Genomic DNA, 13693 nt, shown 5'->3' with positions numbered 1-13693 from the left:
CGGTTTCCTTCTCACGGCCGGCCTTCTTGTAGGACTCCCAGAAGGTGGACCCGGTGACGCCGAGGGGCTGCGGGGCGAAGACGGGGTCGAGGCCGAGCTTCTGCTGCCGCTCGAAGTCCTTCAGCGCCTTGAGCGCGGGCTTCTGCAGGATTAGGCTGCCGACGATGTTCAGCCAGGCCATCAGCCCGACGCCGATATCGCCCATCACCCACGCATCGGCGGCGGTGTTCACGCAAGAGTTATTCCAGTCCATTTGGCTTCCCTATGGGGCTCTTGTACCTGCCGGTGGTCGGGCCTACCGTCGTTACATGAGCCGGTTGCTTCGTGGAGGGACCCGAACTGCGGGTGCTGTCATGGCTGCAGGGTCCGCGACTTTTCTGGCCGGGGCCTTCATGCCTGTCTCGCGCGTTTACGTGGAACGGGAACCGCAACGCAAACTGGAGATATTGCTGGCAAACCCCGTGCAATGGAGGGCGCAGACTGTGTTGCTCGGCGCGGGCACAATTGTGCTGCCTGCCGGTGTGGCGGTGCTCGCCCGCCAGTGGGACCAGGGACGCGCGGGCGGCGAACAGGAGCGACTGGCCGGGCGGCGGCTCGCCCAAGCCGGCGCAGTCCTCCTGGCCGCTGGAGCTGCCGTCTTCCCTGTGGATCTGGCAGCCCGGTTCACCGACCCCGAGGGCTTCGCGCTGGGGCGGCAGCCCGAGTGGCCATTTTATGGGTGTGTGTGGGTGAGCCTGGCGGGCATGGCGGCCCTTGGCGGCGCCCTGCTCCAGCGGTCCCGCACGCACGCCGGTTTTCCGCGCTGGCCCGGCTGGCTGAATCTTGGCGGCGCGGCAACCTTCGCCGGCGTGCTGGCCGGCACCGGCGACCTTCCGCCCCTGTCCATTTATGGCATTGAGTTGGCTACCGGGGTTGCGCTGGTTTTTCGGGGCAGCCAGCGGCAGCCGTAAGGGGATACGGGCCAACCGCCGCCACTAAAATGAGGCATGGACATCGCGGATACTCTCTGGACGGTGCTGGGGGCCGGGCTGATTCTCTTGATGCTCGCGGACGTCTTTCACACCCTCCTGTATCCGCACGACTCCGGTCCCACCGGGCGCGCGATCATGCGCGGAATCTGGCTGCTGTCGAGAAAAGCCCGGGGCCGGGCATCGTCCCTTGCGGCGCCCCTGGCCATGGCCGCTGTCATCGCAACCTGGGCGAGCCTGGCCGCCGTCGGCTGGGCCCTGCTGTACCTGCCCCACCTGCCGGACGGCTTTGTGTACGGGACCGGTGTTCCGCAGCGGGCCGATTTTGCCGAAGCCCTCTACATCTCGCTCGTCACTCTTTCCACTGTGGGGTTCGGCGAAATCGTGGCTGCCAGTCCCCTGCTCCGGCTGGTCTCCGCCCTGCAGGCCGTGACCGGCTTCGGGCTGCTGACCGCCACGGTCTCCTGGATCCTGCAGACCTACCCTGCCCTGAACCGGCGCCGGGCTCTGGCCCACCAGCTGAACCTGTTCCGGGAGGCGGCCGGCCCTGATGGTGTAGCGGCACTGGATCCCGCGCATGCAGCCGGACTGGTGGAATCGCTGGCCCGGAACGTAGCCACAGTGGGCATAGACCTGTTGGCGTTCCACGAAACCTACTATTTCCGCGAAGTGGACCAGCGGAGTTCCCTGCCTGCCACGCTTGCCTACGCCCAGCAGCTGGCATCGGACGCCGAGCGGAGCGAAAGCCGGGAACTCCAGTTCGCTGGACGGATGCTGCACGCGGCGCTGGATGGCCTCGCGGACGTCCTCCGCGGCAAATTCGGCCATGCGGGAACCACATCCTCTGACGTGTTCGACAGCTACGAGCTGCACCACCGCCACCGGCGGACAGGGGAACCGGACCGGTGACGCCGTCAGCCGGGGCAGGTGCAGGCAGGCGAGGAATCTCCTGGTTTTCGCGTTGTTGCCTGCCGGGCCTCCTGGCGGTTGCCGCTCTCTTCGGTCCTTTCGTACACGCCTCCGCCGCTGCGCAGGAGGCCCCGCCCGCCGTCGTCCCTGACCAACAGACGTATGAAGTGGTGGACGCTTTCCTGCAGGAACAAATGGCCGCGATCGGGCTCCCGGGCGCCGCCGTCGTCGTCGTCCAGGACGGCGTCCCGCTGCATGCCGCCGCCTACGGCAGCGCCGACAATTCGGGCCGTCCGATGACCGCCGACACCCCGGTACTGCTGGCCTCCACCAGCAAGTCCCTCACGGCCATCGCCGTGATGCAGCAGGTGGAGGCCGGCCGGCTCCGCCTGGACGAACCCGTCCGGACCTACCTGCCGTGGTTCACGCTGCAGGACAGCCGCGCGTCCGGCATCACCGTCCGCCACCTGCTGCACCAGGCCAGCGGCATGGCGTCCAAGGATACTGCCTTCGAAGGCTCCTTCGCGCAGGACCCGGAGGCCCTCGAAGAAGGCGTCCGGGACCTCGCCGATTCCCCGCTGGCGGGAGTCCCGGGTGCTGCCTTCGGCTACGCCAACGCCAACTTCAACGTCCTGGGCCTCCTGGTTCAGACAGTCGCCGGGCAGCCGTTCGGGGACTACATGCGGCAGCATGTTTTTGAACCCCTGGACATGGGCCACAGCCACCCGACCCGCGCTGCTGCCCGTGCGGACGGTGCCGCCGCCGGCCACTCGCTGTGGTTCGGCACGTTCTGGCAGCAGACGGAGGTGCCCGCGCCGACCACCGGGATGCCGTCGAGCACCATGTATGCCTCGGCGAATGACCTGGGCCGGGAGCTCAGCATGCTGCTGAACGAGGGGCAATTCCGGGACGGGCGCATCCTTCAGCCCGACAGCGTCCGGGCCATGCTCAAGCCCGGGGTCCGGGTTGACGGGTCAAAGATGTACGCGATGGGGTGGTTCACCCGCCCGCTTGTTGAATCCGTCCCTGCCGCGGAGGCCGCCGATGATGCCTCCTTGCCCTTGCTCGCCGAGCACCAGGGCGAGTGGGGCAACAGCCATACGTACCTGGCCATGGTTCCGGATTCCGGCCTGGGCGTCGCCCTGGTTATCAACGCAAACGACACCTCCGCCCCGTCCCGGCTCAAGGCCATCGACACCAACATCCTGCGGATCCTCCACGGGCAGCAGCCCATTCCCGCCGTGGTCCAGGAGGACTGGCTGCAGCGCTACAGCTGGGCGGTCGCGCTGGGGCTGCTGGTGGCTGAGCTGCTGAGCCTGTGGCTGGCACTGCGAGTGCTCGTCCGGAGCGGTGGAGCGTACGACGGCGGCGGGAGGCTTCCGCTGTTAGCCGTGGGCCTGGCGGCGCTCGCCCTCGACGCGTTCGCCCTGTGGCTGTGCTTCATCTACGCACCCGCCCGTTTCGACACCGACCTGCTGGTCATCATCCGCCAGTTCCCGGACTTGGGCGTCTCCCTGGTGCCGGTCCTCGGACTGGCCATCCTGTGGGCTGTCCCGCGGACCGTCTGGCTGCTCATCCAGGCACTGCGCCGCGGCGTACCCTGAAACCATGGCGGCGGACATCAGTTCTGCGCATACCCTGGCGGGGCGGCTCAAGTCGAGCTACGACAACCTTCCCCTGCCTGCGCCCGTCGTGGCCGGGATGGCCCTCGACCGCCTTCTTGCCAGGCTCCGCCCCCTGCCGCTTCCCGGCTCCCGCGCCGTCCACACGGTAGCCGGAGCGGGACTGGTGATCGCCGGCGTCGGATTCAACGGCTGGGCCCTGGCTGAACGACGGCGTCACTCGGCGGGCCGCTTCGAGCTGGAGCGGCCGGAGGATCTGGTGGTCACCGGCCCTTACGCGGTGACCCGCCATCCCATGTATGTGGGCTGGTGGCTCATTCAACTCGGCGCGGGAGTCCTGGCCGGTTCGTCCTGGGTCCTCGCGCTGCTGCCGGCCGAACTGCTGGTGGAGCACCGCTTTGTCGTCGCCGAAGAAGCCGCCCTCGCGGAGCTCTTTCCGCAGTCCTACCCCGGCTACGCGGAAAGGGTTCCACGCTATGTTGGGCTCCCCCGCGCGTAAACGACATCGTGGCCTTCCACGGTCAGGATCGACTTCAGGCGGACGTTGACGTTCCCTATCTCAACACCGCGGCTTGGCTGTCGAATAGTCTCCTCGGTGGTTCCGGCATAATGAACGCCCACGTGGATTGGGCCCCTTCCACCGCTGGCATGAGGCTGCCCTCAGAAATGAAGTATGACGGGGAACCCACCCTCTCGGACCGCCACCATCCGCTCTGATGGCAGTGCTCTCCCGTTTTCAGTGTTACTGGTGACTTCGGCTTGCGTCTCTTCATCACTAGCGCCGTTCTTTCCTGAGGAGGGGAAAGTATTTAGGGAACGTTCCCAAGTACCGTCGAGATTAGGCCGCCTTGACCGCCAAGGTCAAGGTTTTCTTCCCAAGTTCCTTGTGCTGGCGCCCGGCCCCAGCCTCTGGAGTTGGGAAGTATGGCTGTTCCGAGATTGCAGGGTGCCAGTGACGAATTAGCATTCCAGGGGGTATTGACGTGGGTCACATCACATCCCTAGACTTTTGTGCAGCACATTTGGGAACGTTCCCCAAAATCGCGAGACGGCACCAGTCCCCACAAGCGGATCCTGGGTGGCGTTGCCGACAAGACCCTTTCGGGCAAAAGCGAAATCAATGACAGGAAGATCATGACTCTCAGAATCGGAGTAGACACCGGTGGTACCTTCACCGACCTTTGTGCGTTCGACGAGGCGAACGGGCAAGTACATGTCCGTAAGGTCTCATCGACCCCTGACGATCCCGGACGCGCAATCGTGCTCGGCATCGAGGAACTGCTCGAACAGATGGGAGGCCGCTCGATCGACGAGGTTACCTACCTCGCCCACGGCACCACAGTAGGCACGAACGCACTCCTGACTGGGCGCGGCGTGCGCACTGGGCTCATCACTACCAAGGGCTTCCGGGACCTACTCGAACTCGGGCGCGGTCGCCGCCCGCACCTCTACGATCTGCAGGCCGACAAGCCGGAACCTTTCGTTCCACGTGACCTTCGTCTGGAAGTGAACGAGCGCGTACGCCACGACGGGCGCATCGAAACGCCTCTGGACCTCGATGAAGTCCGCGCTGCGGTGCGGGAACTCAAGGAACAGCAGGTTGAATCCATTGCGGTCTGCCTCCTCTACAGCTACCTCCGCCCAGAGCATGAGCAGCAGATCGCTGCTGTCATCGCTGAGGAATTCCCCGAGGCGTATGTCTCACTGTCCAGTGACGTTCTCCCCGAGTTCCGTGAATACGAACGTCTTTCTACCGTTGTCACCAACGCTTACATCGGCCCCGTGGTGGCAAACTATCTCGGTCGTCTGCGTCAGCGCCTTGCCGAGAACGGGCTGAAGTGCATCCCGCACGTGACCCAGTCCAACGGTGGCATTATCCCCTTCGCAACGGCCGAGAAGATGCCGGTCCGCCTGGTTCTCTCCGGTCCGAGCACGGGTGTTGTCGGCGCTGCTGCAATTACGAGCGCTGCCGGTAGCCCGGACATCATCACCTTCGACATGGGTGGCACCTCCTCTGACGTCTCCCTTGTACAGAACGGCGAACCCAAGGTCACCTCCGGCATGGAGCTGGATGGCCGCCCGATCCGTTCACCCATGCTGGACATCCACACCGTTGGTGCCGGCGGCGGTTCGATTGCCTGGATCGACAGTGGCAACCACCTGAAGGTCGGCCCGGCAAGCGCCGGCGCCTTCCCCGGCCCGGCCTGTTACGGAAACGGACAGGATGCCACAGTGACGGACGCCAACGTGGTTCTCCAAGTCCTTAATCCGGAGTACCTGCTGGATGGCCAGCTGAAGATCGACGCACAGGCTTCCCATAGGGCGGTCAAGGCTATTGCAGATCCCCTTGGCATGAGCGTTCCGGAGGCGGCCCAGGGCATCATCCGTGTAGTCACTGCGAACATGGCCCGGGCCATACGTGTCATCTCGGTACAGCGAGGCTACGATCCCCGTGATTACGCTCTTGTTCCTTTCGGTGGTGCAGGGCCGCTGCACGCTTCCCGGCTGGCAATTGAGCTGGGCGTCGACCGGGTCGTGGTCCCGGAAACACCAGGCGCTCAGTCTGCCCTCGGCCTTCTCATGACGGATATTCGCAGTGATTTCATGCGCACCCAGATCACGCAGGTATCCCCTGATACTGCCGAAGACATCGCTAAGATCTTCGCTGAGCTCTCTGACCACGCCGCAGATTGGTTTGACGAGGAAGGGATTGAAACGGAACGGCGAAGCATCGTCCGTCGCCTGGAAATGCGCTACGCGGGGCAGAATTACGAACTTCCCGTCGAGCTCCCCGAAGGAAACATCGACGCTGCAGGGATCACTGCCGTTATCGAAGGCTTCCAGCACGCCCACGACCGCATGTATGGCTACAGCGCCCACGACGAGGCCGTGCAGGCAGTAACCTTCCGCCTGCAGGCCATCGCCGACGTCCCTCGTGCCGAGATCCTCCGCGCTGCCGCCCAAGGACGAAAGGCGGACGACGCCATCGTCGCCCGCCGTGACGTCTACCTCGCTGAAGCAGGCGACTACGTCTCCTGCCCCGTATACGACCGGCGTCTGCTTGACGTAGGTCACCGCATTGTGGGACCGGCCGTCATCGAACAAATGGACACCACCACCCTCTTGCTTCCCTCCGATGTCTGCGTCGTCGACGACGTACGCAACCTCGTCATTGAAATCCGAAGGAGCCCCAATGAATAACAACACCACGCAACAGCTCGACAGCGTCCTTGCAGAAGTCATCGGCTCCGCGCTTGCAACCGTCGTCGAGGAAATGGGCGAAACGCTTGTCCGAGCCGCCTACTCCACCAACATTAAGGAACGCCGGGACTGCACCGCTTCCCTCTTCGACGCCAAAGGGCAGGGCATCGCCCAGGACGAAGGCGGCTCGCCCCTGCACCTCGGTTCACTGATGGGCATCGTGGACGGCATTATGAGCCGCTACCCGCTGGATGAGATCAAAGATGGTGACACCTTCATCGGCAACGATCCCTTCAGCGGCGGCGGATCCCACCTGCCTGACATCGTCCTGGCCACGCCGGTCTTCGTCGACGGCATCTTGACTGCTTGGGCGGCAAACCTCGCCCACCACGCCGACTTCGGTGACCGCGGGCACGCGCACATTTTCCAGGAAGGCCTGCGTATCCCGCCCGTCCGACTTATCCGTCAAGGCGTGCTGCAGGAGGAGATGCTCAACCTGATTCTCCTGAATTGCCAGGTCCCGCACGAGCGGCAGGCCGACCTGCGCGCACAGCAGGCAGCAAACCGCCTCGCATCCCAGCGATACAAGGACCTCTGTGATCGCTATGGCCGCGAAGTCATGGTCCAGGCCGGCGAAGACCTGCTCGACTACACCGAACGCCGCACCCGCGCAGCCATTTCAGCCATGCCGAACGGCGAGTACTCCTTCCAGGACAAGTTCGACTGCCCGGAACTGGACGACGAGCTCGAACTTCAAGTGCGTATCGTGATCGACGGCGATAACATCTCGTTCGACTTCGACGGAAACCCCCCGCAGGTCCGCGCAAGCGTCAACGTCGTCTGGACTGCCCTGTACGCTTCCGTCTACTACTCACTGAAGAGTCTGATCGACGCCGACATCGTCCCCAACGCGGGCCTCTACCGGCCCGTGAAAATCGAGGCACCGGTCGGGTCCATTATCAATTGCCAGGAACCTGCCGCAGTAAACGGTCGAAGCGAAACATGCCAACGTATCGTTGACCTCATCCACGGCGCCTTGGCCACTGCCGTTCCACAGCGTGTCACCGCAGCAAGCAATGGCGCCAACACCGGTGTTCACTTCTCCGGCCGGAACTCCCGCACCGGACGAGAGTTCGTCTATCTGGAGACCATCGGAGGCGGATGCGGAGCCCGCTCTACCAAAGACGGCATGGACGGTGTCCAGGTCCACATGACCAACACCTCCAACCTGCCGGTCGAAAGCCTTGAGGCCGAGTACCCCCTCGTCATCGACGCATACGAACTGATTCAAAACTCCGGCGGCGGCGGAGAACACCGCGGCGGCCTCGGCATCCGCCGTGCAGTTCGGGTTGAGGATCCAGACATTCATTTCTGGCTCGATACAAGCCGTCAAAAATCCCGCCCTTGGGGCCTCAACGGCGGATTGGCGGGCGAGGGCGCGCGAGCCGTCCTCAGCGAGGGTGCACGGCCCATTGACCACGGATACACAGTCCTCCAAGCCGGCGATCGCGTAGCAATCGAAACAGCCGGAGCCGGAGGCTATGGCGCACCAGAACTAAGGCATGTGGACGAGGTCGCACGCGACCTTGCGGAGGGAAAGATTTCGGAGGCGTTCGCCAGGGAAGTCTACCCAGAGCAGTTCATTCAAATCACTAGCGGCGACTCGTAACCCGCCCTCACCCCTAGGAAACAACATGGCAAATACAGCCAGCACTACGGCCCCCGTGCCTTCAGCCACCCGGCGCCGTGTTTTCGTCTCGACCATGCTCGGCAACGTCGTCGAGTACTACGACTTCACCCTGTACGGGACCCTGGCCGCGATCATTTCAACACAGTTCTTCCCTTCCTCTGATTCAGTCACCGCCCTCTTGGCCGTGTATATCGGCATCGTCCTCTCCTACGCCATCCGTCCTATCGGCGGCCTGATCCTGGGACCGCTCGGTGACATCAAGGGGCGAAAGTTCGTCTTGATCCTGACGATCGCCCTGATGAGTGTTGGAACGGCCGGCATTGGTATCCTGCCGACTTATGCGGCCATTGGAGTTGCGGCCCCGGTGCTCTTGATGCTCTCGCGTCTTCTGCAGGGCGTAGGTGCAAGCGTGGAATACACGACTGCTGCCAACTTCCTCTTCGAACACGAGAAGGGGCGCCGTCCGAACTTCGTGGCCGGCGTCTTGAACTCAACGTGCTCCCTTGGGTCATTCCTGGCAGCGGGTTTCGCCTATGTGCTAAGCGCCACGATGCCGGGCGAAGCCTTCGCTGACTGGGGCTGGCGCATCCCGTTCCTGCTCTCTATTCCCATCGCATTCATCGGCATCTACATGCGGAATCACGTCTCCGAAACGCCCGAGTTCCAGAATGTTCTCAAGGAGGCCGAGACCGAGAAGGTCAAGCAGACGCCATTGCGCACTGCCTTGCGCTTCTACTGGGCTGACATGCTGAAGGTCATCGGTCTGGGTGCGGGCCAGCGCATCGGTTCGTACACGATCCAGGCATACTTTGTGACGGCACTCATCACGGCAGGGTTCCCAGCATCCCAGGCATTGCTCGCCTCGATGCTTACCTACGCTGTGGGCCCCATTACCAGCATTTGGGGCGGCTCCCTCGCCGACAGGTTTGGTGCCCGTCCGGTCTTACTGACTGGTTATGGACTCTTTGTTGTCCTTACCGTGCCAGCCTTCTTCGCGATTGGCGAGAAATCGATCTTCCTTGCAACGGTCAGCGTCATCGGTTTCACTTTGATCAACAACTTGCTGGCGGCGCCGCTTAGCGTGGCCTATGTCATGAGTTTCCCGCCGGAAGTACGGTCGACGGCATCTGCACTGAACTTTAACGTCGGAACGTCATTGATCGGTGCCACGGCCGGCCTTGTGGCTGTGTGGTTGTTCTCCGTCACAGGTTCCAATGTGTCGTTCGGCTGGTACATGACTGCCGCCTGCGTCGCTTCAATCCTCGTGACAGTCTTCGCCCTGCCTAAGGCACTCCGGCACAGCCGGACGGTGGCTAACCCGCCTGTGGCCCAAGCCGTGAGTTAGCCCCGCTACCATCGCGAGGGGCTCGGGCACGTCATTACAGTGCCTACGGTTCGAGCGATAACAGTATGCAAAACCTACTGGGTTCGGTCTCACTCATGCCGAATGAGACCGAACTCAGTCTAAAGACTCCTAGACCCCGACGGGTCTCATCCATGATTGGAATGCAGTGATCAGATTGAACGTCCCCCGGGCGGCTGCGACAGCCGTGGTTGTCATGTTTACCCCGATCAAGCGTTAGGAGGTGCTCTGATGCTTGCAACGCCCATTCGGACCGCCGTTATTGGATTCGGAGTGTCGGGCAAGGTTTTCCATGCGCCCCTGATCGAAGCGGACCCAGACTTTTCCCTGGGCGCCATCGTGACGGCCGATCCAGAACGTTCCGGTGAGGCCGCCCGTCTCTACCCAAAGGCAAGAGTTTTTCCCTCCGCGGATGAATTATTTGCTGCCGCAGACGACTTCGACCTAGTGGTCGTGTGCACACCGCCTTCCACACACGTGGACCTCGCCTCCACAGCGATCGCGCACGGTCTGCACTTGGTGGTGGATAAACCATTCGTGCCGACCTCGCAGGAAGGCGAGCACCTTCTCGATCTTGCATCCAGTGCAGGGGTGCAGTTGTCGGTCTTCCAGAATCGTCGGTGGGATGCGGACTTCCTCACTCTTCAGCGGCTCGTTCGCGGCGGAGATTTGGGGCAGGTCCATAGCTTCGAATCGCGTTTCGAGTGGTGGCGGCCCGAGGGCTTTGGCAACTGGCGCGATGAGGCGACCCCGGCCGATGGCGGTGGCCTCCTGCATGATCTCGGCGCCCACCTGATCGATCAGGCCATCCGTCTGTTCGGCCCGGTCGTCGACACATACGGTGAAACGGCGAACCACGGGCCCAATCCTGAGGGGGGCGAGAGCGAAGCATTCGTGTCGTTGCTGCATGAGTCGGGGGTTCGCTCAAGGCTCTGGATGAACGGTGTTGCGGCCCGGCCAGGACCTCGTTTCCACGTGCTCGGTTCCTCGGCCGGCTACACCAAATGGGGCTTGGACTGCCAGGAGCCGGACCTCGCTGCCGGGGTTCTGCCCACCGATCCTACCTACGGCGTCGAAACCGAAGAAGCGTGGGGCATTCTCGGCACGGCCAGCACGGAAACACCAGTCCCCGCGGAGCGCGGAGCGTATCCGCGCTTTTACGCGAAGCTTGCTGAATCCATCCGAGGTACCGGCCCGCTCCCCGTGGATCCGCGCGAATCAATTGAAGTGCTGCGGATCATCGAAAACATCCACGCTTCCGTCAGGGGTCTCTCGAAAGACTCCAAGCCGGGCAGCTGATAGCCAATAAACGACGAGAAAGTAAAGAATCATGTCCTCCACCTCTCGCAAGAAGCATGTCGTTGTCATCGGCGGCGGCATCCTTGGCGCTTCCACGGCCGTACATCTCGCCCGCGGCGGTGCGCAGGTTACACTCGTGACCTCCGGGTCCCTCGCAAACGGCGCGTCTGGCCGCTCGATTGCCTGGCTAAACTCCTCGGGCGCCCGCTCGGCCGAATACCACTACCTGCGGTTGCTGGCCATTGACCGTTATCGCACCTGGAGTGTGCACCACCCTGAAAGCCGCGAGTACATTCAGTTCAACGGCGCCATGAAATGGGCCGCCCCGGGCAAGACGTTCCGGGATACTTACGCGTTTGAACGGTCTCGTGGGTACGAATCCGTTTGGGTCGAGCGGGCCGACGTGGCAGCGGTGGCGCCGGATGTGAATGCCGAGGTTGTGGCTGAAGAAGGTGCCATCTTCAATCCCGGTGAGGGCTGGGTGAACATGCCGGACTTCATTCCTGTGCTGGTAGCGGAGGCCGTGGCCAAGGGAGCGAAAGTGATCCAGAATGCCGGCGATGCGCGTGTCGACGTGCAGGAGGGGGTCGCGGTCGGTGTGACCCTTGCCAGCGGGACGCGGTTGTCTGCTGACGAAGTTGTGCTCGCTACTGGCGGTGACGTTCCGGCCCAGCTCGCAGCCCTTGGCGTCACGGTTCAGGACAGGACGCCGGCCGCATTTGTGGTTTTCACTGATCCGGTAGATATAGAAGTCAAGACCGTGCTTAACACTCCGCGTGTTGCGGTGCGCCCCACGCCCGACGGCCGCCTGGTGCTCGACTCGGACTGGGCAGAGCAGACGGTGGTAGTCGAGGACGATGGTTCGTTCACCGTGCCGCAGGAGTCGGTGCAGGGCCTGCTGGAGGAGGCTTCCAAGGTACTCGCAGGCAACCCCCTTCTGACAGCTCAACACGTCGGCGCCGGGCTCAAGCCGATCCCCGGTGACGGGTTGCCCGTGGTCGGATCCATTCCAGGAATCCCGGGCCTGTACACAGTTTTCAGCCACTCCGGCGCTACTCTCGGTTTGATCCTTGGGGAACTGCTGGCAGAGGAGATCCTTACAGGCACTCCCTCCCCCGTACTTGAATCCTTCCGACCGGCCCGCTTTGGTTCCGACAATGCCGCGCCTGAAGTTGTAGGCACGGGAGCCTGGGAAGCCGTAATGCGGTAGAAGGCCAAGCACGGACGTACAAGGGTCAGAGAGAGGCGGTGGAAGCATAATGTCCACCGCCTCCCTGCATAGGGGCCCAGCTCAGTGCTGCGTGGTGGGATCCAACTTACGAGGCGTCCAATGTGTCGAACAGAGTGCTCACTGGGATTGCCTGGAAGGCAGGCAGAGCACCATTTAATGGCTGGCTCGTTGCCCATCGATTCTGCGCAACCTCGCCGGAATGCTCAACAACAGGACGCTGCTGGCTACCTGTGGGTATAAAGTCTGGTAACGGTCCCAATGGAGCAAGGAGGAACGCGACTGTGGCCCAGACCGGCTCGGAATCAGTAACGATCATCGACGTGGCGCAACTGGCCGGGGTGTCAAAATCAACGGCGGCAAGGGCGCTGGCTGGATACGGATCCGTCAGCGGTAAGGCGCGGCAGGCTGTCGAAGCTGCCGCGGACGCACTGGGGTACCAGGCCAACGCCCTTGCCAGGAGCATGATCACCGGCAAAACCACAACGATCGGTGTAGTCATTCCGGACATCAGCAATCCATATTTTGCCAACGCTGTCAGAGGTATCTCGACCGCCGCCCGTGAAGCGGGCTATGACGTGCTCCTTAGCAGCACGGAAGGTGAACTGGGCTTGGAGCGCCGGGCAATATCGGTGCTTGCGGGGAAAAGGGCTGACGGCGTCATCGTCGCCCCGGTCTCGACTGAGGATACAGCGCACCTGGAGGAGCTTGAGGCTAAAGGAATTGCTGTCACCCTCCTCGACCGTCCGGCGTTGAAGGTCACATCCGCGTCCTACGTGGCAGTGGACCACGCCGGAGCGTCTGCCGTAGCCGTTCAACACTTGCTTGACCTGGGGCACCGGGACATTGGCATTGTCACGGAAGCGACAGCACTGCTACCGGACCAGATCCACCCCGAGGCCGCTTCGTCTCTGCGCCCCGCAGCTGCCCGCCTGCTGGGCTATGCCATGGCCCTGCGGGGCGCAGGAATTCGTTACGATCCGGCATTGGTCGCTTCAAGTTCCTATTCACGACATTCCGCTGGAGACGCAGTCCGCTACCTTCTTCAGTCCAAACCCAGCATCACAGCCCTCTACTGCACGGACGCAGAGATGAGTGCCGGCGCCTTTGCCGCGCTCCAGGACATGGGTATCGACTGCCCCGGTCACCTGTCCTTGATCGGCTTCGATGACCAGGATTGGGCCACGCTGGTACGTCCCAAGCTCACGGTCGTGGAGCAGCCCAGCTACCAGCTGGGAAGGACGGCTTTCAAGGAGCTGACCGCTTCGATGCTCACCCCAAACGAGAGACGGCGCAACCGTATCTTGGGGGGCCGACTGGTGGTTCGCGAATCCACGGCCAGAAGCCGCTCCGCATGATGGGGAACCTTCGAGAAGCAAACCCAAACGGGCCCTATCTTGGGATCCCCCAGGC

At 63.0% G+C, this 13693-nt stretch carries 10 protein-coding genes and 1 pseudogene; 10 read left to right on the top strand and 1 reads right to left on the bottom strand.

Going from position 1 to position 13693, the window contains the following annotated elements; all coding sequences use genetic code 11:
• A pseudogene (locus P2Q66_RS13180) lies at positions 1-232 on the bottom strand (alanine:cation symporter family protein); the annotation flags it as partial.
• Between the two features lie 250 nt (positions 233-482).
• Here P2Q66_RS13180 and P2Q66_RS13175 point away from each other — a divergent pair.
• The 10 genes from P2Q66_RS13175 (at position 483) to P2Q66_RS13130 (ending at position 13638) form a co-directional block, all read left to right on the top strand.
• Entirely contained in the window at positions 483-950 is a 468-nt protein-coding gene (locus P2Q66_RS13175) for a hypothetical protein (RefSeq protein WP_275728723.1), read from the top strand.
• 36 nt (positions 951-986) lie between these two features.
• Positions 987-1877 carry a potassium channel family protein gene (locus P2Q66_RS13170; RefSeq protein ID WP_275728719.1) on the top strand — a complete coding sequence of 297 codons (891 nt, stop codon included), beginning with the start codon at positions 987-989 and terminating at the stop codon, positions 1875-1877.
• 167 nt (positions 1878-2044) lie between these two features.
• Entirely contained in the window at positions 2045-3481 is a 1437-nt protein-coding gene (locus tag P2Q66_RS13165) for a serine hydrolase domain-containing protein (protein WP_275728716.1), read from the top strand.
• Between the two features lie 4 nt (positions 3482-3485).
• Entirely contained in the window at positions 3486-3998 is a 513-nt protein-coding gene (locus tag P2Q66_RS13160) for an isoprenylcysteine carboxylmethyltransferase family protein (RefSeq protein ID WP_275728712.1), read from the top strand.
• 512 nt (positions 3999-4510) lie between these two features.
• Entirely contained in the window at positions 4511-6700 is a 2190-nt protein-coding gene (locus P2Q66_RS13155) for a hydantoinase/oxoprolinase family protein (protein ID WP_275728710.1), read from the top strand.
• Positions 6693-8369, top strand: coding sequence for a hydantoinase B/oxoprolinase family protein (locus P2Q66_RS13150; RefSeq protein WP_275728707.1), 1677 nt, complete (start codon positions 6693-6695; stop codon positions 8367-8369). The genes P2Q66_RS13155 and P2Q66_RS13150 overlap by 8 nt, the downstream gene beginning before the upstream one ends.
• A gap of 25 nt (positions 8370-8394) precedes the next feature.
• Positions 8395-9735, top strand: a complete 1341-nt coding sequence (locus P2Q66_RS13145; RefSeq protein ID WP_275728705.1) for an MFS transporter — start codon at positions 8395-8397, stop codon at positions 9733-9735.
• Between the two features lie 249 nt (positions 9736-9984).
• Positions 9985-11052: a Gfo/Idh/MocA family oxidoreductase gene (locus P2Q66_RS13140; RefSeq protein WP_275728704.1), complete on the top strand. Its 1068-nt coding sequence runs from the start codon at positions 9985-9987 to the stop codon at positions 11050-11052.
• A gap of 31 nt (positions 11053-11083) precedes the next feature.
• The gene (locus P2Q66_RS13135; protein ID WP_275728702.1) at positions 11084-12262 is read left to right on the top strand and encodes an FAD-binding oxidoreductase; all 1179 of its coding nucleotides are present in this window, start codon (positions 11084-11086) and stop codon (positions 12260-12262) included.
• A 302-nt stretch (positions 12263-12564) separates the two neighbouring features.
• Entirely contained in the window at positions 12565-13638 is a 1074-nt protein-coding gene (locus P2Q66_RS13130) for a LacI family DNA-binding transcriptional regulator (protein ID WP_275728699.1), read from the top strand.
• Positions 13639-13693: the final 55 nt, after the last annotated feature.

Source organism: Arthrobacter sp. Cr_A7 (genome assembly GCF_029222765.1).
Lineage (GTDB): Bacteria > Actinomycetota > Actinomycetes > Actinomycetales > Micrococcaceae > Arthrobacter.
Note: the sequence above shows the minus strand (reverse complement) of the source record. Positions and strands in the feature narration are given on the sequence as shown.